At 64.5% G+C, this 24451-nt stretch carries 20 protein-coding genes; 4 read left to right on the top strand and 16 right to left on the bottom strand.

The genetic code is table 11. From position 1 onward, the window contains the following. Nucleotides 1-74: 74 nt before the first annotated feature. Together A0J57_RS15415 and A0J57_RS15420 are read right to left on the bottom strand one after the other, a co-directional pair. Nucleotides 75-1349, bottom strand: a complete 1275-nt coding sequence (locus tag A0J57_RS15415) for a hypothetical protein (protein WP_064232692.1) — start codon at nucleotides 1347-1349, stop codon at nucleotides 75-77. Between the two features lie 194 nt (nucleotides 1350-1543). Then, nucleotides 1544-2380, bottom strand: a complete 837-nt coding sequence (locus A0J57_RS15420; RefSeq protein WP_061934513.1) for a sterol desaturase family protein — start codon at nucleotides 2378-2380, stop codon at nucleotides 1544-1546. Between the two features lie 84 nt (nucleotides 2381-2464). On the opposite strand from A0J57_RS15420, the gene A0J57_RS15425 reads away from it, so the two are divergent. Next, nucleotides 2465-3307, top strand: coding sequence for a LysR family transcriptional regulator (locus tag A0J57_RS15425; protein ID WP_061934515.1), 843 nt, complete (start codon nucleotides 2465-2467; stop codon nucleotides 3305-3307). 160 nt (nucleotides 3308-3467) lie between these two features. On the opposite strand, the gene A0J57_RS15430 is transcribed toward A0J57_RS15425, so the two are convergent. Then, complete coding sequence (locus tag A0J57_RS15430; protein ID WP_061934517.1) at nucleotides 3468-4367, bottom strand: LysR family transcriptional regulator; 900 nt, start codon at nucleotides 4365-4367, stop codon at nucleotides 3468-3470. Between the two features lie 103 nt (nucleotides 4368-4470). Between A0J57_RS15430 and A0J57_RS15435 the strand changes: the two genes are divergently transcribed. Then, nucleotides 4471-6459, top strand: a complete 1989-nt coding sequence (locus A0J57_RS15435; RefSeq protein ID WP_061934519.1) for an FAD-dependent oxidoreductase — start codon at nucleotides 4471-4473, stop codon at nucleotides 6457-6459. Continuing rightward, nucleotides 6453-7424 (top strand): TauD/TfdA family dioxygenase, encoded by a 972-nt coding sequence (locus A0J57_RS15440; protein ID WP_061934521.1) that lies wholly within the window; start codon nucleotides 6453-6455, stop codon nucleotides 7422-7424. Before A0J57_RS15435 ends, A0J57_RS15440 begins: the two co-directional genes overlap by 7 nt. 105 nt (nucleotides 7425-7529) lie before the next feature. Here the strand turns inward: A0J57_RS15440 and A0J57_RS15445 are convergent, their stop codons facing one another. The 13 genes from A0J57_RS15445 to tcuA form a co-directional block, all read right to left on the bottom strand. Next, entirely contained in the window at nucleotides 7530-8159 is a 630-nt protein-coding gene (locus tag A0J57_RS15445; RefSeq protein ID WP_062017259.1) for a TetR/AcrR family transcriptional regulator, read from the bottom strand. 115 nt (nucleotides 8160-8274) lie between these two features. After that, nucleotides 8275-8826, bottom strand: coding sequence for a hypothetical protein (locus tag A0J57_RS15450; protein WP_061934525.1), 552 nt, complete (start codon nucleotides 8824-8826; stop codon nucleotides 8275-8277). A gap of 453 nt (nucleotides 8827-9279) precedes the next feature. Further along, nucleotides 9280-9429, bottom strand: a complete 150-nt coding sequence (locus A0J57_RS26395; RefSeq protein WP_157009776.1) for a hypothetical protein — start codon at nucleotides 9427-9429, stop codon at nucleotides 9280-9282. A gap of 61 nt (nucleotides 9430-9490) precedes the next feature. Beyond that, entirely contained in the window at nucleotides 9491-10405 is a 915-nt protein-coding gene (locus A0J57_RS15460) for an NAD(P)/FAD-dependent oxidoreductase (RefSeq protein ID WP_061934527.1), read from the bottom strand. Nucleotides 10406-10409: 4 nt separating this feature from the next. Next, on the bottom strand, nucleotides 10410-11411 hold the full coding sequence (locus A0J57_RS15465; protein WP_061934529.1) for an SDR family oxidoreductase: 1002 nt from the start codon (nucleotides 11409-11411) through the stop codon (nucleotides 10410-10412). A gap of 146 nt (nucleotides 11412-11557) precedes the next feature. Then, nucleotides 11558-12568: a class I SAM-dependent methyltransferase gene (locus A0J57_RS15470; RefSeq protein ID WP_235600883.1), complete on the bottom strand. Its 1011-nt coding sequence runs from the start codon at nucleotides 12566-12568 to the stop codon at nucleotides 11558-11560. After that, nucleotides 12561-13385: a cyanophycinase gene (locus A0J57_RS15475; RefSeq protein ID WP_044660649.1), complete on the bottom strand. Its 825-nt coding sequence runs from the start codon at nucleotides 13383-13385 to the stop codon at nucleotides 12561-12563. Before A0J57_RS15475 ends, A0J57_RS15470 begins: the two co-directional genes overlap by 8 nt. Continuing rightward, nucleotides 13378-14262 (bottom strand): isoaspartyl peptidase/L-asparaginase family protein, encoded by an 885-nt coding sequence (locus A0J57_RS15480; protein ID WP_061934531.1) that lies wholly within the window; start codon nucleotides 14260-14262, stop codon nucleotides 13378-13380. The genes A0J57_RS15475 and A0J57_RS15480 overlap by 8 nt, the downstream gene beginning before the upstream one ends. After that, entirely contained in the window at nucleotides 14255-17032 is a 2778-nt protein-coding gene (cphA, locus tag A0J57_RS15485) for a cyanophycin synthetase (protein ID WP_061934533.1), read from the bottom strand. Before cphA ends, A0J57_RS15480 begins: the two co-directional genes overlap by 8 nt. A gap of 163 nt (nucleotides 17033-17195) precedes the next feature. Beyond that, nucleotides 17196-18668: an aldehyde dehydrogenase gene (locus A0J57_RS15490; RefSeq protein ID WP_061934535.1), complete on the bottom strand. Its 1473-nt coding sequence runs from the start codon at nucleotides 18666-18668 to the stop codon at nucleotides 17196-17198. Next, entirely contained in the window at nucleotides 18665-20086 is a 1422-nt protein-coding gene (locus tag A0J57_RS15495) for an MmgE/PrpD family protein (RefSeq protein ID WP_061934537.1), read from the bottom strand. Before A0J57_RS15495 ends, A0J57_RS15490 begins: the two co-directional genes overlap by 4 nt. A 1-nt stretch (nucleotide 20087) precedes the next feature. Next, nucleotides 20088-21494, bottom strand: a complete 1407-nt coding sequence (locus tag A0J57_RS15500; protein ID WP_061934539.1) for an MmgE/PrpD family protein — start codon at nucleotides 21492-21494, stop codon at nucleotides 20088-20090. Between the two features lie 24 nt (nucleotides 21495-21518). Continuing rightward, entirely contained in the window at nucleotides 21519-23048 is a 1530-nt protein-coding gene (gene tcuA, locus A0J57_RS15505) for an FAD-dependent tricarballylate dehydrogenase TcuA (RefSeq protein WP_061934541.1), read from the bottom strand. Nucleotides 23049-23255: 207 nt separating this feature from the next. Between tcuA and A0J57_RS15510 the strand changes: the two genes are divergently transcribed. Continuing rightward, nucleotides 23256-24194, top strand: a complete 939-nt coding sequence (locus A0J57_RS15510; protein ID WP_025552300.1) for a LysR substrate-binding domain-containing protein — start codon at nucleotides 23256-23258, stop codon at nucleotides 24192-24194. Nucleotides 24195-24451 lie beyond the last annotated feature (257 nt).

Here is a 24451-nt window from a genome sequence, read left to right on the forward strand (position 1 = left end):
CAACAAGTGGCGGCTCAAAGCGCATCTGCGATGACCAGGCTGAATCGATCTGTGAAGACCCTGCGACCTACCGCTCAATCGACCGCGAAGCGCCGGTCATAAGCAGCCTGGCGGCGCGCGATCTGTGCCTGCCTTTGCCGAGGCGTCACCTTCGCAACCGCTGGCGGCAAAGCCTCCCCAAGCCGCGCCAACGCCACTTTCCGGCTTTCGATCGACGGGGCTTCCGCATCGGGATCGGGGAAGCCCTGCCAACGGTGCAGGACCAGCACATCATGCAGCCCGCATGGATTCAGCCAATTATGCACGCCCGGGTCCGCCATGGAGAGGACATAGGTGAAGCGTCCGTCCGCATCCGGCGCCATTTGCGCATTGGTCAGGCTGATCTGCCTGTCGCGATTGGGCAGGCTGCGCAACCACAGGTCATGCAGGACGATGTCGCGATAGGTTGCGCCCGCCGCATTGGCCGTGATGATGACCGCTTCATCCTCGCGCAACGTGAAGTGGCCCAGGCTGCCCTGCTGGGTCACCAGTCCGCCCACAGACCCCGCTCCCTCGGGCGGCGTCATCATCTGTGGGCCGTTGAAGAACAGACGCTGGGCATAATAGGCATAGAATACATCGGACAGGATATTGCGAATGGCTGTAGCGGCCAGTTCATCTTCCGTCAGCGGGGGTCGCGTCGGCGGGTCGAGCCTGCGCACCTGCAACGCATCGGGCTGCTGCCGTTCCCAATCCCCCATGGAATCGCGGATGAAGAGGTAGAGCGTCCCTGCCGGTATCTGGAGATGATTCCGCCGTTTCCCGGCAGGCATATCATCCAGGGTGAGCCCGTACCGGCCGTCCTCGTCAATCTGCATGTCAAGTTGTTCGAGCGATGCCAGCGTCGCGGACGTGGTGCTGTTGCTGACCAGTTGGAAGGTGACGTAAGTGGACGGTTCGACCTGCCTTTGCCCTGTCAATTCATAGCGTCCGCCAGCCGCGACGGGAATGATGCGATAGGCGTTGTTGGGATTGTCTCCACCCCATTTCGCGCCGGGCACCTTATGTCCGAACCATTGGCCGCCTTCACTATATACACGCAATATGCGGGGATGATTGGCATCCGTATTGGCGGCAACCAGCGTGCATTTGAAACAATAATCGGAAACATGGTCGTCGAACAGCGCCATCTGGTCGGCAGGCATGAGCCTGTCCGTCACGCGCCGCCACATGATCTCCGCACGGGCGCGAGCCGCCCTGACGTCCGGCCGCTCGAACAGCCGCATGGCGAGCCTCTCGAGATCGCGCTGGTCGACATTGGCCACCGGATTGGCGGCGGACAGAAAATAATCGCCAGTGTCGAGGGGCATCACATCCTTCTCCCATGCAGGCCCGGCTATCACCAACAGGATCGACCATCCTATAGAACGATCGTTCTTATATCCGGCTGGAATCCGCCAATCCATGAAGATATGATGCACTTGGTAAACTAGTTCCGTCAAGCTCTGGCTTCACCCCGGGGCGCCACCCGAATATCTTCGGACCCGAGGCATCCGGTGGCTGCTCAGGCCACTGCCGCATCCGCCTCTCCGCTTTCCTTCGCCTTGGCGGGCATGCGCACCAGCGGATAGAACACCTCCTCCGCCCAATGGGGCTGCGCACCGGGCACGCCATAGCGCCAGGGCCGCCCCTGCGGAATGTGCAGCGTTCCGAAAATCCAGTCGAGAAAAGCGAAGGTGACTGCATAGTTGCGATAGGATGCGCCGTCCTTGCCATAGCCATGATGGCTATGATGCATGCCCGGGCTGATCAGCAGATGCTCGATCGCGCGGAACAAGGTGCCGAAACGCGGATGTCGCCGGATGGCGTCATCCCAGCGAAAATGGCTGTGGGTGATGAGGTTCCAGCAGAAGATGGTGAGAATGACGAGGCCCACCGCGATCCCCTGCCCCATATAGACCGCAAAGCCCGTAATCCATGCGGTTGGCACGACGAACGACCAGAACAGATTGATGCGCTGTGTCACCAGCACGTTCATGTACCGCCCCGCATGATGTGTCCGGTGTATCTTCCATAACCAGCGAAGCGCCGGTCGGCGCTGCCCCTCATGCGCCCACCGATGTCCCCAGTAGAAGGCGAATTCCACCAGCAGGAACAGGCTGATATAGGAGGGCAGCAAGGGAAGGTGGGCGAGCGCACCCTTCCCCTGCGGCAGCAGCAGCGCGGCCGCGCCAGCGATCAACAGCCCGGCCAATGTTCGCGTGACCAGCGGATTGAGCAGGGCGCACAGGCCGAGCACCAATATATCGTCGCGACGATAAATGCCGCGATGGCGGCCCATGAGAATTTCCGTTGCCAGGACGATCGCCGTCACGGCAAGCACCGGACCATAATAGGACATTGTTTCTCTCCTTGTCCGGCAATTTAGGCTGGCTTCGGGGAGGCTTCCAATTCATTGACAGTATGATTTCGATGAGTTCAGCACATGGACATCCGTAAACTTCGCCATATCGTCACATTGAGTCAGGAACGGCACTTCGGCCTGGCCGCAGACCGCCTTGGCGTGACGCAATCGGCTCTAACGCGCAGCATCCAGGCGGCCGAGGCGGAAATCGGCCTGCGCCTGTTCGACCGCGGGCGCGATGGCGTATATCCAACGCGCGCCGGCGAAGCGCTGTTGGCTGACGCGGTGCCGCTGCTCCGGCAGATGGAGAATCTTGAACGCAATATGGCGCTGCTTTCCGACCGGGGGTCGGGGGAAGTATGTTGCGGTTTCGGCCCCCTCGCTGCTGCATTGCTGTTGGAGACCATGCTGTCCCATGTCGCCCGCGATCATGGCGGCCTGAGGGTGCGGACTAAATTGGGCGATGTCGGGGAACTCCAGGCGTTGCTCCAGGAAGGGGAACTGGACTTTGCCGTCCTGGCCCATGTCCTTGTGGAAGACCGGCCTGACCTCAGCTTCAGGCGCATTGGCCGGACGCGGTTGGGCGCGTTGGTGCGGCGCGGCCATCCCCTTGCCGGCCGCACGGTGGGGGAGGAGGACATCGCAGGCTATCCCATCATCGGCGGAACAGGCGGCAGCCCGATCTACGCGCCCACGATCAGTTGCGACAATTTCGAGATTGCGGGCCTGGTTACGCTGGCAAGCGACGCCGTCTGGATCACGGCGGAGGCTTTGGCCGACGACCGATACGCGCTTATTCATGGTCTGCCGGTCGCGCAGCCGCTGGAGTTGGTGGTGGCATCCCTCGCTCGACGTACATTATCGGTCCAGGCGCTGTTGCTGATCGATCTGATCGTCGCGGCCCTGCGACACCGATCGGCCTAGAGCCAATCGACATTCAGAAGATGACGAGCCGAGCCGAAGGCCACCGAAGGTAAAATGGTGGTTTTTCGTGACCCGGAGCGCAGCCTACTCAAAGCAGGTGAGCACCGGAAGCACGGAAAAGCGTCATTTGCAGGGCGTCAGGGCTGAATGTCGATTGGCTCTAGGCGGAACTGCCCCAGTCGACCCGGCTTTGCAGGAACTCCGCCACGGCGCGGACGGCCTGACGCTTCATGCGATCCTGGGGAATGAAGAGCTGGACGTCGACGCTTTCCCGGTTCCACTCCGTCAATACCGGCTTCAGCAGACCCGATGTCAGTTCCGGAGCGACCAGCATTTCCAGCGTCTGGGCTATGCCGACTCCGGCGACCGCTGCGGCGGCTATGGCGTCGCCATGATTGAAGGTGGCGACGCTGGCCGGGCGTAGCGACCGCCGCTCCTTTCCGCGAACGAATCGCCATTGACCAACCGGCCGATCGACCGTGGCGTAAAGCACGCAATCATGATCGTGAAGATCGTCAGGCGTCACCGGTTCGCCGCGACGCGCCAGATAATCGGGCGAAGCCACCTGCACGAAACGGGTACGGCCCAGATTGACGACTTCCCCCTTACCTTCTGCCGGTACGCCGACGCGGATGAGCAGGTCGAACGCTTCGGGCCGGAACATCATGCTGCGGTCCCCGACGCTAAGGTCAAGGACGATGCGAGGATGAAGGGCGCGCAGCTGCGACAGGGCCGGCACGACGAAGCGCAGGCCGATCGCGCCCGGCGCGTCCAGCGCGACGCGGCCACTAGGGCCCATGTCGCTCATCCGCATCCGGCTTTCGGCCTGTTCCACCGCTTCCAGAATGGATCGCGCTTCTTCCAGAAACAAATGGCCCTGAGGGGTGAGGGCGAAGCGGCGTGTCGTCCGGTGGATCAACCGCGCGCCCAGCCGGTCTTCCAGCCGGGCCAGATGGGTGGAAACCATGGTCGGGGAAAGAGCCAGCCGCTCCGCGGCACGGACGAAGCTGCCTGAATCCACGATCGCCACGAATACTTCCAAACCCGTCAGCCGATCCATGATTATCTCTCATCATTGCATAATGCGTCTCGAACTGTGGTGATTATCCGCTCGGATAGCAATGCTAGAAAGAGGCGACTTCAATAATAAGCTGAGAGGAAGCATGGCCTATCCGCGCCTGTTCGATCCGTTCCGGATCGGCAATCTGACGCTCAAGAATCGCATCGCCATGGCCCCGATGGAAACGCATCTGGGCGAACCCGACGGCGGCGTGAACGAAGCGATCATCGCCTATTACCGCGAGAGGGCGCGGGGCGGCGCCGGCCTTATCATCACGGAATTCACCTGCGTCGACGCGGAAACCGGCTTCAGTTCCAACGTGCCGCAATTGCGGTTGGACAATGACCGGTTCAAGGCCGGTCACGCGCGACTGGTCGCCGCCATTCACGCGGCCGGAGCGAAGGCGGTCATCCAGATTTCGCACGCGGGGCGACAGACCAAGGAAAGCGTGATCGGCCGCCAGCCGGTCTCATCCAGCGCGATTCCTCTTAACAGCATCTATATGAACGCCGTGCCCCGGCCGCTGGAGGATGAGGAAATCCACCACATCATCGGGCGTTATGCGAATACGGCGCGGCTCGCCATGCTCGCGGGCTATGACGGCGTGATGCTGCATGGCGCCCATGGCTATCTGATCCAGCAATTTCTTTCCCCGCTGATGAACCATCGTGACGATGAATGGGGCGGCGATTTCGAGCGCCGGCTGCGCTTTCCCACCGAAGTCATCAAGGCGGTGAAAGCGCAGATCGGGAACAAGCCGCTGATGTACCGGATGTCCGTGGTGGACGGCGTTGAAGGCGGCATCACCATCGAGGACAGCGAGAAGATTGCGCCGCGTCTTTGCGAAGCCGGTGTGGATGCCGTCGACATCAGCTGGGGCTTTCTGGAAAGCGCCCATCTCATCCTGGAGCCGATGTCGGTCGAGGAAGGGGATCGCCTGCCCTATGCCCGCCGCATCCGGGAAGCGACCGGCAAGCCGGTAATCACCGCAGGCGTGATGCGCTGGCCCGACAAATGCGAGCAGGCAGTGATCAATGGCGACACCGACATCGTGTCGCTGGGGCGCGCGCTGCTGGCCGATCCGATGTGGCCGATCAAGGCGCAGCGCGGATTGGTCGACGACATCCGGCCATGCACCTCCTGCAACTGGTGCATTCGCGAACTGGCGCAAAGTCGGTCGGTCGCCTGCGCGGAAAACCCCCGTTGCGGCAAGGAGACGGAAGCGGAACTGGAGCGCTTCGCAAATGGCCTGAAGGCGGCGGTGATCGGCGCGGGCCCGGGCGGCATGGCCGCGGCCCTGCTTCTTGATCAGGTCGGCTTTGCCGTCACCCTGTATGAAAAGCGCCAGCGTCTGGGCGGCAATCTTATCACCTCGGCCGTTCCTCCCGGAAAGGACAAGCTGTTCTGGTATCATAAATTCCTGCTGAACCGGGTCGAACGCAGCACCATCACCGTGCGCGTCGGGACGCAGGCGACGCGGGAGGTGATTGAAGAGGACCAGCCAGACGTCCTGATCCTCGCCAATGGTTCGCGGCTGGCGCCGCTTGACCTTGCGAGCTGGGGCAATTTGCCGACCGCGCCAGCCTATGAAGTGCTGATGGGCGAAACGGATGTCCCGCCATCGACCCCTGAACGGCCGATCGTCATCTATGGCGGAGGTGAAACGGGAACGGAGACAGCGGAGTATCTGGCGCAGGACGGACATCATGTGCTGCTTGTCACCCGTTCCGACGCCAAGTTCCTCGCCCGCAACGCCGAAGTGCTTTACCGCGGCGCTCTGTTGCAGCGGCTGCATGGCAATGCTGCCATCCGCATTCTCGACAACACGACGCTGCATGCCGTCGATGGCGAGCATGTCACGCTATCCGGCGATGGCGCGCTGACGGATCAGCCGGCGGCGGCGCTGCTGCTGGCCCATGGTCTGGTGCCCGACAGCGAATTGCCGGACGCTCTCACCGGTCTCGACATTCCGATGATCCGCATCGGTGACGCCGCGCAGGTTGCGCGGATCGGTGAAGCGGTGCGCGACGCCTATCGCGCGGTGCAGGATCTGCGCCGCCTCATCCTGCAACCGGAGCCGATCGCATGCTGAACATCGCCACCACCATCGAACGCCGCCCGCTCGACGCACCTTTCGGACTGGAAATCGTCGGCGCGGACCTGACCCGCGATCTGGACGACGCGACCCGGAAGGCGATCCATGATGCATGGATCGACGCGGGAATCCTGCTCTTCCGCGACGTCCGCAACGACGACATGGCGCAGATGCGCCTCAGCACCATCTTCGGGGAAATGGAACCTGCCGCCACGGTCGATCTGAACGATCCCGTCAATCAGTTCATGATGACGCTGGCCTATGATCCGCAGGACCCCTCGGGCCGCCCCAACCCCTTCTATCGCGTGGATGGCATCGATCGCGCAGGCTGGCTGGGCTGGCATTGGGATCAGAGCTTCATGCCCGCAATCGTGCGCGGCGCCGTGCTGCGCATGACGGAACCGGCCCGCACCATGGGGGAAACCGGCTTCATCGACGCGATCCAGGCCTATGACCGGCTGTCGCCCGACATGCAGAAACGCATCGAGGGGCTGGAGGTCGTTTACGAATTCAACCCCGATTTCTGTTCCGGTCAATTCGGCTTCCCCACCGACATAGAACGCCTTGACGTCGGCGCGACGGTCAAGCCGGGATCGCATTACAATTTCCCGCCTGTCGTCCATCCGCTGGTGATCACCCAGATGGAAACGGGCCGGAAGGTGCTGAAACTCTCGCCCATGCATGCCCGCTATGTGCTGGGCATGGAAAGGGCGGAAAGCGATGCGCTGCTGACAGAGCTGGCGGCGCATCTGGGTGATCCAGCCCATGCCTATTTCCACAAATGGCAGGAAAACGACATGGTCGTCTGGGACAATTGGCGGATCGTGCATTCCGCCAATGGCGTTCCGCTCGACTGCAAGCGCAGCGCCCGCCGCACGACCATTGCCGGCGACTATAAGGTCGGGCGCTATCTCGACCCAACACTCGATCGGGACCGCGAAGTGAAGCGGCTGGTGGACTGAACGATGGCGGAGCCGTTACTGACCGGCGCGACGATGCCGGTCAGCGACGATGGCCATGCATCATGGATATGATCTATCCGCCGGACGAAGGAATGCCAAACGGCATCAGGACCAGCCGCGGAGGAACCTTCCGGCGATTTCCCGCGCCCGCCCTTCGCGGTGGACGAAGCCAATATCATCGACCATCACCCGAAATCCCTGGGTGATGAGGCCTTGCAGGTCGAAGGCGGCGTCCTGCGGATCGCCCGCACACAGCACGCCGTCCGTCATCAGCCGTTCGAAATAATCGCTGATCGGCCGGAAGCCCTCATAGGCATTGGCAAGCAGCATCGCGCCCAGATGAGGAAAGTCGCGCCGTTCCGCCACCGCGATCTGGAGCAGGGTCCGCCCCATGGGGCGGCATATCGCGACCTCCGTATAGGTGGCGACGAACCGCTCTATCGTTCCCAAGGGGTCGGCCACATCCAGTTCCAGCGCCCAGAGACCGGACCGCACCGCTTCCATGCTGCGATGGATCAGCGCGGTGAACAGCCCTTCCTTGCTGCCGAAACGGCGATAGATGGTTGTCTTGCTGACACCCGAACGCTCAACCAGCCGGTCCAGGCTGGTGCCGCCGAAGCCCGTCAACGCGAACTCCTCCAGCGCGATGTCGAGCAACCGGTCGATGCGCCGGTCGACCTCTGCGCGCGGCAGCCGACCGCCCTGCCAGCGCTTCCCTGCCTGTCCCGTCGTCATGGTCTCGCCGCTCATCCTGCGCGGATAACCCGGCGCGCCGCGCAAACCAAGGGGCAGTCCGCGCGCCGGTTCGCAAAATCGCTCCTGCGGGAAGCGCCACCATTATCGGCGCCCTTCAATGACGTTGGAGCGCGCGCTTGGCCTCTGGCGTGATGGTATAGACCGCTTCGCGCTGCGCCCCGCGATTGGGATGATCGACCCGATACCCCTGATAGTGGCGGCGCAAAAGGCCGGCGCGGACCAGGTCCGATACGACCCGGCTCACATTCGTCCGTCCCGATCGCAATATTCGCGACTGAACTTCCTGTTCGAGCTGCCGTTCCACCTCTTCGGGATCGGCCATATTGCCCGGACGCGACATCAGATCGGCGTGAACCGCATCGATCATGGCGCGACGCCGACAATCCCGTTGCGCGAGAGGCGCCAGCGCCTGGCAAAGCCAGTCACGGACCGGCACCCTCCCCTTGCCGCTGCCGACATAAGGCCCCACGCTGTCGTGGGAACCCGCTTCCTGAGCGATCAGCTTCAACACCAGCAATGCATAGCGGGGCCGCTTCGACACCGTCGATATGCGTTCGACAAGATCGGGAAGCGCGGACGTCACGGGCAGCGATGGCGGCCGGGACGCCGCCGGCGATTGCTCGAAGAGATCAGGCTGGTGGAACATATGTGGAATCTAGCACATGCTGGGTCCGTGTGAATCCCCCTCTGCGGCGATCTTCCAACAAAAAGCACGGATGACACTTTACCCGGCAAGCGCGTGGGATTTCGCGGTCCATTGCCATTTCCTGCGGCTCGATCTGAACGGCCAATGGTCGTGACCTGTCCGGCGCCGCGAAGAATGCTCTTCCTTTCCGAAAAATCAGCCGTGACACTTAATCCCCCGCGCGCAAATTCGGTAAAGTGTCACACATGTCATTCAGCGCGGTTCCCATTCTTCGACAGGTTCCCGACGGCTTTTCTGCACGATGATCTAATATAGTTTTACGCGATAACGGATTTGCCGGAACGGCCGTGTAATCGGGTCGTTGCAGAATAAACCAGCCATCAGGGGTGAAGATGTTATGAAAATGGCTCCCGCGTTTCTCATTGTCGCACTGGCTGCATGCGCGCCTTCCGATCAGGGCGATTCCGGTGATTCCACTTTCGCGCCGAGCAACACGACCGCAGGCACGGTGCCCGACGGCATTCCCGGCGAAGGCCCCGGCAGCGCCATGACGGATGGCGAGACCAGCACGCGGGGCGCCGTTTCCGCCAGCGACAGTCCCACGGCAACGCAGGGATCTTCAGGTTCCTCCGCGGCGCAAAATGGGTCCGGGCGATAACGCACCTTATCGGAAGAGCGAAATCTTCGCCGCCAGATCGTTTCGGATCGTCGTGGCGGCGACGCCCCCCTCCCCCATGGCATGGCTGATCTGGTCCAGGCCCTTGGCCACGTCGCCGGCCGCATAAAGGCCCGGCACGCTCGTTCGCTGATGGTCGTCGACGATGAGGCAACCGTCGTCCGTCGCTTCGGCCTCCAGCATCATCGCCAGTTCCGACCGGATGATCGAGCCAAGCGCCGGATAAACCGTGTCATAGGCTTGCGCCCCATTCGGCGTCGGCACCGATATGCTTTCGCCGTCGATGCGCAGCGGTTCGCAAGGGCCGTTCACCAGGGCGATGCCCGCCTCCTCCAGTCTTACCCGCTGGTCGGCGGACAGTTCATGATCGCCCTCAGGTGAAATCAAGCTGATGTCGGGGGAATAGGTGCGCAGGAACATCGCTTCGTTCGTCCCGCGCGTGCCCGTTCCGATGACGGCGATACGCCGGTCGGTGACTTCGTAGCCGTCGCAGATCGGACAATAGCGCAACAGCCCCTGCCGAAGCGCGGCATCGTGCACATCGGGCGATATGGGCGGCGCATTGTTCACCACGCCGGTCGCCAGCAGGACGCTGCGGGCCTGCCAGGTTTCGGTCCCGACATGCGCCAGGAAGATATCGCCGTCTTTTTCCAGTCCCGTCACCAGCCCTTCCGTCACCTCACCGCCGAATTCCGCCGCCTGCCGGCGCATGAGCGCGAGCAGCTCCCGGCCCGATATGCCGCCGGGATAGCCTGCATGATTGCGGGTATGCGGGATCAGCGCAGCGCGGCTGTTGCCCGCGTCCACGATCCTGATCCTCAAATGGAAGCGGGCCAGATAGATGGCGGCCGTAAGGCCGGCGGGGCCCGCGCCCACCACCAGGCAATCCAGGGGCTTCGTCATTACGCTAACGCCCGGGCTGCCGGCGCGGCGTCAGCAGGCCGAGTAGCAGAACCCCGGCCGCCACACCCGCGCCGGTGGCCAGGGCGGCCTTCCGCCGTTTCGTCGCGGGTTTGCGGAACCCGCCGTCGATACCGCCGCTGTCCCGTGGCGGATCGAACAGATTGCCGCGCGTGACCGGCGCGCGTTCCGCAGAAGCAAAATAGCGCCCGAAGGCCAGATTCCCGATCCGGCTGAGCAGCGAGGGCGCAAATGGATGGGCGAACCGCACAGCCCAGGTCGGCGTCCCCAGCAGCAGGCTGTCGCGGGGCCGGTCCGCCAGGCGCACCACGGCGGCCGCCACCCTCCTTGGATCGAGTATGGGCGGCGGGGCGGTCAGCGCCTTGCCGGTATAATTGCCGGCGTGGCGTAGAGCGGGCGTATCGACGAAGGCCGGATAGACGTCGCAGATATGGATGTCCGGCCATTCGGTCATTTCCGCGCGCAATGCTTCCGAAAAGCCGCGCAGGCCGAATTTGCTCGCCCCATAGGCGGCGGCATAGGGCGTGCCGGTCAATCCGCCTAGCGAGATCATGTTGACGAAAATGCCGTGCCGCTGGGCCATGAAGATCGGCAGCACCGCATGGGCGTCGTTCATATGGCCGATGAGGTTGGAACGGATCGTCCGTTCGTGCACCTCGATCGGGACGTCCACGAACTTGCCGACGGCTCCGACGCCGACATTGCTGAACCAGAGGTCGATCGACCCGCAAAAATCGCGCGCCGACCGGGCGAGCTGACGCACTGCATCCGCATCCGCCACGTCGAGCGGTACGACCAACACCTCCGCGCCGGCCCTGCGGCACGTCTCCGCCACGGCTTCCAGCGCCTCGCCATCCCGTGCCGCGAGGACCAGCTTTCCTCCCCGGGCTGCGAACGCCTGCGCCGTGGCCTGGCCTATGCCGCTCGACGCGCCCGTGATGACGATATGGGTGCAAGGCATTCGCGTGCCCCCGCGGCTCTTGTTCATGATCGCTCCTGTCAGCCTGTTCACCGATAAGCGCGAGAACGGGACTCCCGTTCCTGATCCTGGTTCCGAAAGCCGATTTTCCTTGCCATGGGTTAGGCCGCGTGGACGAATTCGGAATGTGGGGAAATGGCCAGTTGCGGGGCGCGTCAGTTGCGCCTCGTGAAGATGGCGGCGACCAGCGCGATGCGTTCGACATCGCGATAGGCCGGGCTTTCCAACTCTTCCCCGAATATGTCCGGGTCGATTTCGCTATAGCACAGAGTGCAATCCCGGCTTTCCGCCAGCGCCGACAGCCTTGCGCGCAGGGCGTCCGCCCCGCCGACGATGGCGCTGCCGGTGTAGAGCAGCAGGCGACCCTCCCGCTTCAGCCGGGACAAGGCGCTTTCGGCCATCCTCCATGCCACGGCTGCGCCATGCCCGTCCCCGCCGTCGCGATAGGCGCGGCCCTGCCGATCCCTGATATAGGGCGGATTCGCCACGATCAGGTCGAAATCGCCCGCCACCGGGTCCAGCGTGTCGGCCAGCACATAGCTGGCGCCGAACCCGGCCAAGCCCGCATTGATCCGCGCGAAACGCAGGGCGGATGCGTTGACGTCGGTCATGACAATGCAGGCCTGGGGGCATGAGCGGGCAGCGGCAATGGCGCCGACTCCGGTACCGGCACCCATATCCGCGATCCGCGCCCCTCGCCGCGCCGGGCGCATCGCAAGCTCCTGACGGATCAAGCGCGCGAACCGGTAACTGTCCGGGCCGAAGAACACGGCATCGCGATCCACCGTGGGGTAGCTGGAATGAAGGAACAGATCATCATCCAGCGAGGAGACCCGCACGCGGCTCCTCATCATCCCGTCCGCCCGGTGCTCGACCATTTCGGCCAGCTTCAGGCAATCCATTACGGAGCGATCGAGAAGGTCGGGAGAGAAGGGCCGGTTCCACCCGAACACATCGCGCAGGTCACGCGCCGGACGGGCGGCGTCGCGCGCCAATATGCGCGAATGGGAAAGAGGCGTCGGCGTTACAAAGGCATAGCGCCGCTTCTTCAGAAGCAGCAGGAGTTCGCGCAGCGCTTCTTCCTCCATGGCCGCATCTTCCGGCTTGCGCGCCAGCATGGCGGGAGGGGGAATTTCAGCCTTCCGGAAGGCAGAGAGATCATGCATGCCGAACCCCTGCCTGATTGGAACCTGGCGCTTCGGGGCAGCGCCGCTTGAGGTCGAAGCAGTCGCCCTGGCTCAGGACATGCAGCCGGACATCATGCATGGACAGGGTGCGTTCCGGACTCGCTTCGGCAATATTGGAGTGGGTGACGCCGGAGCCGTCGACGATATAGACCGCCCCGGAACCGATCACGCAGAAACGGTGCCCCTGAACCAGGATGGCGGTATCCTCATCGATGCCGATGCCCAGCACGCGCGGATTTTGCGCCACCGCTCCCATCAGGCGGCCGATGCGCCCGCGCTCCGCGAAATGCTGGTCGATGATGACGTCGCGGATCAGACCCAGGCCGGGGGCCATGTGCAGGTCGCCGATGCGGTGCGATTCCTGGCTGCTGCCCTTGACCAGCATGGTCTCGCTCATCACCGATGCGCCGGCGGACGTTCCCGCCACCACGCCGCCTTCCAGATGAATCTGCCGGACCATCTTCTCCACCGGCGTGTCGCCGATCTGGCTGGAAATGCGCAGTTGATCCCCGCCGGTGAAGAAAATGCCCTTGGCATTTTCGAACAGGGTCGCCGCGCTGGATTCCAGCGTTTCGCCCCGTTCATGCACGTAAAGTTCCACCAGATCGTCAAGGCCCAGATCGCCAAAGGCCTTCCGGTAGGATTCGAAATAGCCGTCGGGCTGGTGGCTCGCCACCGTGGCGATCACCAGTTTCCCATCCTTCACCCGCTCGGCCACTTCCTTCAGGATGCGCTTTTCGCCTTCCTTGTCTTCGCGCCCGCCGATGATGATCAGCGGGCCTCCTTCCTCAGCCATCAAGCAGACCCTCCAGTTCCTGTCGGTGGACAGCGCCATGCGGCTCGGCAAGGCGGCTGCCGTGGATCGCGACCGCGAAATGGTCGCTGTTATGCGCGACTCCGAAACGCCCGTGGCGGTCGATCAGGATCGCGCCCCCTTCCCCGCCCACGCGGTCGAGCTGCGCAAGGCCGGTTTCGGCGGCGGCGCAGAGCGGTCCGGCTTGCAGCGCGTGCATGACATGCGCGGCGATGGTCGTGCGGATGATCATTTCGCCGTCACCGGAAAGGGACACGCCGCCAATGCCGTCATCGGCATAAAGTCCGCAACCGGGAAGCGGCGAGTCCCCGATCCGGCCCGGATGCTTGCCCGGCAAACCCCCGGTCGATGTCCCGGCCGCGATATGCCCCTGCATGTCGATCGCGACGCAGCCGACGGTATCATGGGCCTTGGCATATTCGGATGCCATGCGGTCGGGCGCGATCATCTCGGCGGGATCGCACAGCGCTATCTGCTGCTCCTCCGCGAAGCGTTCCGCCCCCTCTCCGGCCAGCAGCACCGGCCGGGCCGGGATCAGAGCACGCGCGGCGACGATCGGGTTGCGGATGCGGCGGACGCCCGCGACAGCGCCCACCGAAAGATCGCGGCCGTCCATGATCGCCGCGTCCATCTCGACCGCGCCGTCGGCGTTCAGGACGGAGCCGAAGCCGGCGTTGAAGATGCTGTCATTTTCAAGGACGCGAATGGCGGCCTCGACCGCCGCGACGGCGCAGCCGCCGAATTGCAGCACGATCGCGCCCGCCGCGGCCGCCGCCCGGCACCCTTCGCGGTTACGGTCGTGCAGCGCGACGTCGATCGTCTTCGCCCCGCCATGGACGATGAGGGCCCATTCAGACATGGGCCGGCACCATCTGCTCTCCGGCCGCCGCCGGCGACCCGAATTGCTGTACCTGTCGCCAGACCTTTTCGACCGATGTGGGCAGGATCACCAGCAGGTCGCCGGGCCGGCCCTTGCACAGCACGGCCTCGACCGCCTCGAACTCATCCACGATCCGGTGGATGCGCTCGTTCGGCATGCCGGCCCTCAACGCGCCCTGGGACAACAGGGCATTGGTCTCCCCCCGGGGCCGGCCGCGTCCGTCCGGCGCCTCGCGGAATATGATCTCGTCGAAGACGCCGGCCGCGATCTGCCCCATCTCGACAATGTCGCAGTCGCGCCGGTCGCCGGGAATGCTCACCATCCCCACCGCGCGTCCATGGGCGCCGCGCAGCCGGTCGACCACCTGCCCCAGGGCGATCAGGCCGGCAGGATTATGGGCATAGTCGACGATGATGCGGATGCCGTCCCGCTCCATCATGTTGAGCCGCCCCGGCGACTCCTCGAAGCTGGAGGTGAAGGCGCGCAGCCCTTCGCGGATCGCGTCCAGCGGGACGCCATGGGCGAAGCACATCGCCACCGCCGCCAGCGCATTGGCGATGTTGAATTCCGCTATGCCGCCCAGCGTCGCCGGGATTTCCGAGGCGGGCATCAGGGCGATCCGCTCCTCGCCGCGATGGATGACGATGGTGCCGCCCGTCTCGTCCGGATCGCGGGTGACCGCCAGGCCGCCCGCCAGCAGGTGACGGCGCAGCATTTCCGCCATGCGCGCGCCGCCTTCGAGCGAGAACCAGACGATCCGTCCCCGCGCATGGCGGGCGATGCGCCGGCACATGGGATCGTCGGCGTTCAGGATCGAAAATCCCCTGCGGGCAACATTCTCCACCACGACGCCCTTGACGTCGGCCAGCGCTTCCACGGTATCGATGCCCTTCAGGCCCAGATGATCGGCGGTGACGTTGAGCACGGCGCCGACATCCGCCCCGTCATAGCCCAGCCCCTCCCGCAATATGCCGCCGCGCGCCGTTTCCAGAACCGCGACATCGACGGAGGGGTTGCGCAGGACCATGCGCGCGCTGCGCGGCCCGCTGGCGTCCGCCTTCTTCAGCAGATGGCCGTTGAAATAGACGCCGGACGTGGTCGTCATGCCGACGTTCAGGCCATGCTGGCAGAGGATCCGCCCGACCATGCGCACCGTGGTCGACTTGCCGTTCGTCCCGGTGATGGCGAAGATCGGGATGCGGCTGGAGCGGCCACGCGGAAAGAGAGCGTCGATCACCGGACCGGCCACGTCGCGGGCCCTGCCGCTCGATGGTTCGAGGTGCATGCGGAAACCCGGCGCGGCGTTCAGCTCCACGATGCCGCCGCCCGTCTCCCGCACGGAACGGGCTATGTCGGGCGACAGGAAATCGATCCCGCAAATGTCCAGTCCGGCAGCGGCGGCCGCCTGCTCGGCGATCAGGCGATTGTCCGGATGGATGTCGTCGGTCCTGTCCACCGCCGTTCCGCCGGTGGAAAGGTTCGCCGTGTCGCGCAGGCGCACCCTCCTGCCAGCGCCTGGAACCGTTCCAAGCGTCATGCCGCCTTGGGCGAGCAGGGCGATCATCGCATCGTCCGCGACGATACGGGTCAGCGCATTTTCATGCCCCCGCCCCCGCCGCGGATCGTCGTTCACCCGGTCGATAAGCTGGCCGATGGTGCTGAAGCCGTCACCCACGACTTCGGCGGGCATGCGCTGCGCCACGGCGACGACCTTCCCGGCCACCACCAGGATGCGGTGATCGTCGCCGGGCAACTGCTCCTCCACGATGACCCGGCGGCCATGCTGCCGGGCGCGCATCACCGCGGCGCGAAGCGCGGCCTCGTCCCGGACCTGCGTGGTGACGCCGCGTCCATGATTGCCGTCGAGCGGCTTCACCACCAGAGGCATGCGCAGCCGCCGCGCCGCGCCGACGGCTTCTTCCTCGGAACGCACGACCACGCCCCTGGGGACCGGCAGGCCGGCCTCGTCCAGCAGCTTCTTGGTCAGGCTCTTGTCGCCTGCGATGTCGACGGCGATCTGCGACGTGTCGCCGGTGATGCTTGCGCGGATGCGCTTCTGCCTGCTGCCATAGCCGAACTGGATCAGGCTCTGCTCGTTGAGGCGCGTGACCGGGATGCCCCTGCGCCGGGCTGCCGCCACAAGCGAGGCCGTGGTCGGACCCAGCGCGTTCCGGCGCAATATCTCCCGCAAGGACCGGATCAGGGCATCGGCATCCTGCGGATCGGCGGGCATCTGAACGCCCAGCTTCTCCAGCCCCTTCACCTCGCCCAGACCTTCCGGCAGCAGCGAAGCGACCAGTGCGATGGCGAAGGCGCCCGCCGCCATGCCGGCCTGTTCGTCGCCATAGGTGAAAAGGATGTTGTAGAACCCCGGCTTCCCCCTGACGGAGCGCGTCTTGCCCCGGCTCACCGGGCTTCCCGCCATGGTCTGGAGTTCCAGCGCCACATGTTCGATCACATGGCCGAGCCATGTCCCCTGATGCAGCCGCCGGACGAAACCGCCGGCCTGCCGATAGCTGCAACCATGATTGGCGAGGCCGGGCAGGCGGGCCAGCAACTGTTCGGTGAAAAGCGGCAGGCGGTCGGTCGGCCATGCCTCCAGCCTGCCAAGGTCCAACTGAATGCGCACCATCGGCCGCATGCCGAAGATATGGGCGCCGCGATACAGGCTGCGCTCGACAACGGTCAGGCAGGGTCCCGACGCGACCGCACCGGGATCGGCGGTCGCGTGCTGGAATATCTCATTCATGAAGAAGCTCCACTGGGCTACCTGGCCGGCAGCTCCGATCCAACGGGCTCGGCCGACTTCCGTTCCAGCGGAATTGGGGATGAAGGGCAGGTTTAACTTATGTCATGTCGATTTCCCGGGACCGACAACTGTCCATCGACTTGCCCTCGGGTCTCGGTGGTCCTCAATCCGCAAATGGATCAGGTGGAATCGCGTGGGACAGATCGATGACGACCGTCTTGGTCTCGGTGAACTCCCGGATTGCGTCGAACCCGTTTTCGCGCCCGATCCCGCTCATCTTATACCCGCCATAGGGCAGCATGAAGTGCACGGGGCGGAAAGTGTTGACCGATACGAGGCCGCTTTCGATGCGGGCGGCGACGCGATGGGCGCGGGACACATCCCTGGTCCACAAGCCGCCGACCAGCCCATAGCGCGTGTCGTTGGCAAGGGAGACGGCTTCTTCCTCGCCATCGAACGGCATGACCGCCGTCACCGGCCCGAATATCTCCTCCTGCGCCAGACGCGACCGGTTGTCGACATCGGCAAAGACGGTGGGCTGGACGAAATAGCCTCTTGAAAGGCCCTCCGGCCGTCCTCCTCCCGCCAGCAGGCGCGCGCCGCTTTCATGTCCCAGACCGATATAGGCTTCAGTCTTGTCCCGCTGTTCGGCGGAGGTCTGTGGCCCGATATGGGTGCGGGGATCGAAGGGCGGGCCAGGACGTATCCGCTTCGCCCGCTCGGCCAGGCCGGCCGCGAAACGTTCATAGATCGGCCGCTCCACGAAGATGCGCGATGCGGTGGAGCAGGACTGCCCGGTCGAGCGGAAGGCGCTGTGCGTCGCGACGGACAGCGCCCTGTCGAAATCCGCATCGGCAAAGACGATGAACGGAGACTTGCCGCCGCATTCGAAGGAGCAGCGCTTCAGGTTCGCGCTCGCGCCCTGCATGATGCGGATCGCGGTTTCATGCGAGCCGGTGAAGCTGACCTTCGCGACGCCGGGATGGGCGGAAAGCGCCGCGCCCACGGCGCCGTCGCCCGGCAGCACATTGACGACGCCGGCGGGGAAGCCCGCTTCTTCCGCCACCGCCGCCAGAGCGAGCAGGCTGGCCGGAGTCTGCTCGGCGGGCTTCAGGATCATGGCGTTGCCGGCGGCAAGGCCCGGCCCCAGCTTCCATGAGGCGAGCGAGATGGGGGAATTCCACGGCAGGATCGCCGCCACCACGCCGACCGGCTCCAGCCTGGTATAAGCCAGCGCGTCGGGCCGATAGGGTATCTGCTCCCCATTCACCTTGTCCGCTGCCCCGGCGAAGAAGGTCAGCCAGTCCGCCGCCCGCTGCACCTCGCCCAGCGTGTCGCGCAGCGGCTTCCCATTGTCGCGGCTCTCGATCTCGGCCAGCCGGGCGGCGTCGCGGCGGACCAGGTCCGCGAACCGGGCGATCAGCGCGCCGCGTTCGGTCGGCGCGGTGCGGCCCCATGGACCGGCCATGGCGGCGCGGGCGGCGGCGACCGCATCCTCGACATCGGCCGCATCGGCGGACGCGACCTCCGCCCAGACATCCTCGGTGGAAGGATCGATGCTCGCGATTCGGCCAGCGGCGCGGGGCGCGACCCATTCGCCGCCGATGAACAGCCGGTCGAACCGCTCCACGCTCATGACGCCTGACGCAGCGTTTCGACCGCCCGGATAGGACGCAGCATGTCCGACAGGGACTCCGCCTCGGGCGTTTCGCCCATGGCTTCGGCCACCGACACGGCGCCATCCCCGAAATGCCAGCGCGTGTTGCGCTCGAACTTCGCCAGCACCTCGGCGCGTGAGAGGGCCGCTTCCGGCGATCCGGGATGATAGGGCACATGCCTGAAATAGCGGCGCCCCGCCGCCTGCACGGTCAGCCGCGCCGGGCAATGGGCCGGATAGTCGGACTCCGGATCGACCGACGCCTCGATCTTCTGCGCGAGGGTGAGGATGCGATCATCGTCCAGCCGCTCGGACAGGAAGGTCTCCAGCCCGACATCGCCATCGACCAAGGCCGCCGCGACCCCGAAGAACAGGCTGAACCGGCCCTCATGGGGCGTTTTCGGCGCTTTCTTGCGGTCGCGGGGTTCGGTGACGAGCGTCAGGCCCGGCTCCGCGAGCTGGCAATGCACGCTCTCGATCTCCGCCACCGTCACCCCATCGCGGGCAAAGTCGGCCAGCACCTGCTTCGACGCCTCGATGAAGGCGTGCAGCAACTGGCAGCAGGGATAGGGCTTGTAGGCGGTTTCCGGCAGGTACCAGCGCGTGCCCAGCCCCTCGGCAGCGCGGGCGAAGTCGAGCTGGCCGCTGATCGGGGTGAGGTGCGTTTCGAAGAAGCCGAACTTGCCTTCGAACACCGTGTCGGGACCAGTGATCCCCGCCATGGCGAGGTCGATGGCGAGCATGCCCGCATGCGCGCCCCAGCCGCCGTGCAATATCTTGGAGGTCGAGCCGGTACGGGTCGATTCCTGAATGCCTGAGGCGAAGGTGCCCGCAATGCCCATGGCATCCGCGATCTGCGCCGGCGTCGCCCCGCGCAGCCGCCCGATGGCCGCCGCCACGCCGAAGGAGCCGATCAGCGAGCTGGTATGATAGCCGCGCTCCAGGAAGCGGTCGCCGGCCACGAAGCCCAGCCGGATCATCACCTCATAGCCGACGACGGCCGCGTCGATGGCCGCCGCGAGGGACAGGCCCTCCGCCTCCGCCGCCGCCAGCACGGCGGGCACGACGGTCGATCCGGGACGGGCCAGCGAGGAGCCATGCTTGTCGTCCATCTCCAGCGCCTGGGCCAGCGATCCGTTGACCAGCGCCGCCAGTTCGGCGCGGGCCTGCCCGTCGAAGCCGAAGAGGGAGGCGGCCTTCACATCGCCCTTTCCCTTGGCCCATTGCGCCACGAGACGCCCGAAGGCCGCGCCGCTTTCCTCCTTGGGATTGGCCCCGGCGATGGACACGCCGATCGAATCGATCATGTGCCAGCGCGCCGCCTCCCGCACTTCGGGCGGCATCCCGGCCGAAGGGAAATGCGCGGCGAATTCACCGAATGTTTGCGATAATGTCATGTCAGCGCACCTGTTGCAGCGCGGCGCCAAGGGCCATGGCGGGCGCTTCCTCATTTTCCAGATTGTCGATGATGCGTTCGATCTCGGCCACGGCTTCCCCGGTCAGTTGTCGGCTGGCGAGATCGCGGAACTTCTCCTTCAGCACCTCGTCCGACATCGGATTGCGCCAATGGCCGCTGCGATAGGTCTGCTCGTGGAAATGCTCGGTCCCGTCCTTCATCGTCACGGTGACGCGGACGGCGCGCATCTGGTGCTTCTCGCGCGCGTCCAGTTCGGGATCGACATAGACTTCGATCCGGTTGGCGAGGTCGATGATCTTCGGATCGGTCAGCTTTTCGTCCGTATATTGGTCGATGAAGGCATTGCCCTCCAGCAGCGTCACCGCGCCGGTATAGGGCAGGTTCATCTGCGCGCTGATCGTCTCGCCATTGGGGACATAGGGCCAGCCGCAATGGACGAAGACCATCTCGGTCGTGCCGACACGGACCTTCTCCACATCCTCGCCCCGGATGCCCGCCTTTTCCCGGATGGCGCGCAGGGCGTCCACTGTAGTCTGGCTGCTGGCGAGCGAGGAATAGCGTTTGAAGCCGTTGCGGCGCATCTCCCAATCGGTGCCCAGGCGGTCGGTGGCGAAGCTCAGATCATATTCGGCGGAGTAAGTGGAGCAGAAGCCGCCATAGGGCGCCTCCAGCACGTCGCGTACGCCGGTCAGCCCCTCGCGGGCGCAGAGGGCGGCGATGATGCCGTTCTGCGACGCCTTGCCGGAATGGAAGCGCTTGGCCATCGCACCGAATTGCGACGCCATCAGCCCCGCCGCCTGGCTGCCCGCCAGGCCCAGCGCGCTCACATATCGGTCGGTGTCGAGGTCCAGCAGCTTGGCGATGGCGGCCGCCGAACCGAAGGTGCTGGTGAGGCCGCAGGGATGGAACCCGCGATGGAAGGCCGACGGGCTGACTGTGTTGCCGATGCGCGTGCCCAGCTCATAGCCCGCGACGGTGGCGCGGATCATGTCCTTGCCGGTGAAGGCGCCGAATGCGCCCTCCGAACAGGCGATCACGGCGGGGACGACGCCTGCGCCATAATGCGACATGGACTGGTCGTGGCAGTCGTCCAGCTCATAACCCTGCGCCGCCGTGCCGTTGATGAAGGCGGCGCCGAGCGGATCGGCCTTGATCTTCATGCCCCAGGCACTGGCGCTGGGCTTCTGGCCCAGAAGGCCGACGGTGCGGACCACCGCCTGCACCCAGGGGGTCGGCGCGCCGAACACGGCGCAGCCCAGGCTGTCGCGGATGCATTGCTTGGCGTTCAGGATCAGGTCGTCGGGAATGTCCCGATATTGCAGGGTCGCGGCGAAATCCGCGATGTCGCGGGTTGCGCCGGGGACGACGAATTTGCTGGGTGCGTTCATGGAGGAACTTTCTTCGATAAGGGATCAGGCGACGGACAGCGCGGGCTTCCGCGATGCGGACTTGGCGTAGGCGGCGGCGCTGCCGCCTGCGAGGCGGCCGAAGACGGCTCCGCTGGTCAGGCCGCTCGCGCCGGGATAGTTGAAGTAGAATATGCCGCCGACCATCTCTCCCGCCGCGAACAGGCCGGGGATGGCGTGGCCGTTGGTGTCGATGACCTCGCCTTCCGTCGAAACCCTGATGCCGCCGAAGGTGAAGGTGACGCCGCAAGTCACCGCATAGGCTTCGAACGGCCCGGTATCGATGCTGTTGGCCCAGTTGCTGCGGAGGACGCCGTTGCTGGAGGCGCTGCGTCCGTCCTTGATATTGGGGTCGAACGGCATGTCGGTCTTCACCGATGCGTTGAATTCCGCGACCGTTTCCATGAATTGATCCTTGTTTATTTCTCCGATCCTGTCGGCCAGCTCCTCGATGGATTGGGCGACGACCTTGGTGACCTGACGCGTGCGATATTCGTCGCGCAGCAAATGATTGACCTTGGAGTCATAGACTTGCCATGCCACTTGTCCGGGTTGCTGCAATACCGCCTGCCCATATTTCGCATAGGTGTAGTTACGGAAGTCGGCGCCTTCGTCGACAAATCGTTTTCCGTCGCGATTGACCATGATGCAGAGCGGATAGGAATGGCGCTGATATTGTGGCGTCAGTGCGAGATCGCCGAAATCCTGCGCATTGCGTTCCCAGGACACGGCATGACAACCCGACCAGTGCCCATAGGATTGCGCGCCGGCAGCGAGAGCCATGGACAGGCCGTCGCCGGTGTTGAAGCGCGAACCGCGAACCTTCGCCAGATCCCAGCCCGGCCCCAGATAGCGGGCGCGCCATTCGGCATTCGCCTCGAACCCGCCGCAGGCCAGCACGACGGCCCGCGCATGGATGGTTTCGATCTCGCCCTGCCCATTGAGCAGCGTGACGCCGGAAATCCCGCTTTCGTCGCGCAGCAGATCGCGGACCCAGGCATTGTAGCGGATTTCCACGCCGCGCTTTTCCGCCGCATTGTACAGCGCATCCACCAGGCCGGGGCCGCCGCTGGCCACGGCGATGGTGGCGCCGCCCCAGAATTTGAAGCGGCCGTTCACGCGATAGGCCTGCCGCCCGAAATTGGGGAAGAAGCGGACGCCCTGATCGCGCATCCACAGGATGGTCTCCCGGCTGCGCTTCACCAGGATTTCGCACAGGTCGGGATCGGTGCGATATTGGGTGATCTCGCCCATGTCGTCGAAAAACTGTTCCTCGGTATAGGTGCCGAAGTCGCTGACCGCCACTTCCTCGTCCGTGAGATCCGGGCAATAGGCGCGGATGTCGTCGGCGCCGTCATAGACGGTGCGCATCAGCCCGTCGGTATAGGCGGAGTTCCCGCCCCGCTCCTCCACCGGGGAACGTTCCAGCAGGAGGACGCGGCTCCCCTCATTGGCGGCGCTGATCGCGGCGCAGAGCGCGGCATTGCCGCCGCCCACGACCACGATGTCGAAATCGGATTGTTGCTGTTCCGGCATTCCCGTCCCTCTTGATCCAGGCCAATCCCTGACTCAGGAAAGCGCTGCCGCCCTCCCCTCCAAGGCAAGCGGGCGGATACGCCGGTGAGACCGGTCACAAGGCTGCCCCGCCGCTGTCATGCCAGCCACTTTTAGGGGATTGCTTTATGCGCGCACGGAATATTATAGCATTCTGCCATATCAAAAATTTATGGTGAGGATGGCCGGATGAAGCTGCAACAGCTCCGCTATGTCGTTGAAATCGTGCGGCATAACAATCATCTCTCGGCGGCGGCCGATGCCCTCAACACCTCGCAGCCCGGGGTGAGCCGGCAAATCCAGTTGCTGGAGCAGGAACTGGGTTTCGAGATCTTCATGCGCACCCGCAACCGGATCATCGACCTGACCGAACCGGGCCGCGTCGTCTTTTCCATCGCGCAGCGCATCGCGACGGACGTCGCCGCGCTCAAGTCGCTGAAGGAGGACATGCATTCGGGCAATCGCGGTGTCTTCACCATCGCGACGACGCATACCCAGGCCCGCTATGTGCTGCCCAAGGTGGTGGAGAAATTCGTCGCCCGCTATCCCGACGTGAAGCTGGTGCTGAAGCAGGGCGACCCGGAGGAAATCTGCGCGCTGGTGGAGGCGGGCGACGCAGACCTGTCGATCGGCACGGAAACGACGCGGGATTTCCCCAATCTGGTGAAGCTCGACTGTTTCGACCTGCACCGCTGCATCGTCGCGCCCGTCGGCCACCCGATCCTGGCCGTGCCGGAACTGACGCTGGAGGAGATCGCGCGCTATCCGATCATCACCTACGACACGCGCTATAGTGGTCGGTGGAAGGTGATGAAGGCCTTTTCCGACGCCGGACTGGAGCCGAAGATCGTGATGAGCGGCATCGACGCCGATGTCTGCAAGACCTATGTTGGGATGGGCCTGGGAATTGGGATATTGGCATCCATGACTTATGATCCGGAGCGCGATGTCGGTATTCGGGCGCGGGATGCATCGCATCTGTTGCCGTCGAGCACGATCAAGATCGTGCTGCGGCGGAATACCTATTTGCGGTCGTTCCTGCTGGACTTCGTGCATTCGGTCGCGCCGAATCTGACGCCCTTGCGGGTAAGGCGCGCGGTGCATGAATTCCAGACGGTGGCGGGTTAGAGCCAATCGACATTCAGATGATGACGAGCCGAGCCGAAGGCCACCGAAGGTAAAATGGTGGTTTTCCGTGACCCGGAGCGCAGCGTGCTCAAGGTAGGTGAGCACCGGAAGCACGGAAAAGCGTCATTTGCAGGCCGTCAGGGCTGAATGTCGGTTGGCTCTAGGCAGTAGTGACGATTTAATCATTTGAGCCATAGCATGATGCTGGCGAGTTTGACGAAGCCGAGGAAGTTTGCGGCGAGTTTGTCATAGCGTGT

This window comes from Sphingobium sp. 22B, assembly GCF_001580035.1.
In the GTDB taxonomy this organism is placed as follows: domain Bacteria; phylum Pseudomonadota; class Alphaproteobacteria; order Sphingomonadales; family Sphingomonadaceae; genus Sphingobium; species Sphingobium fuliginis.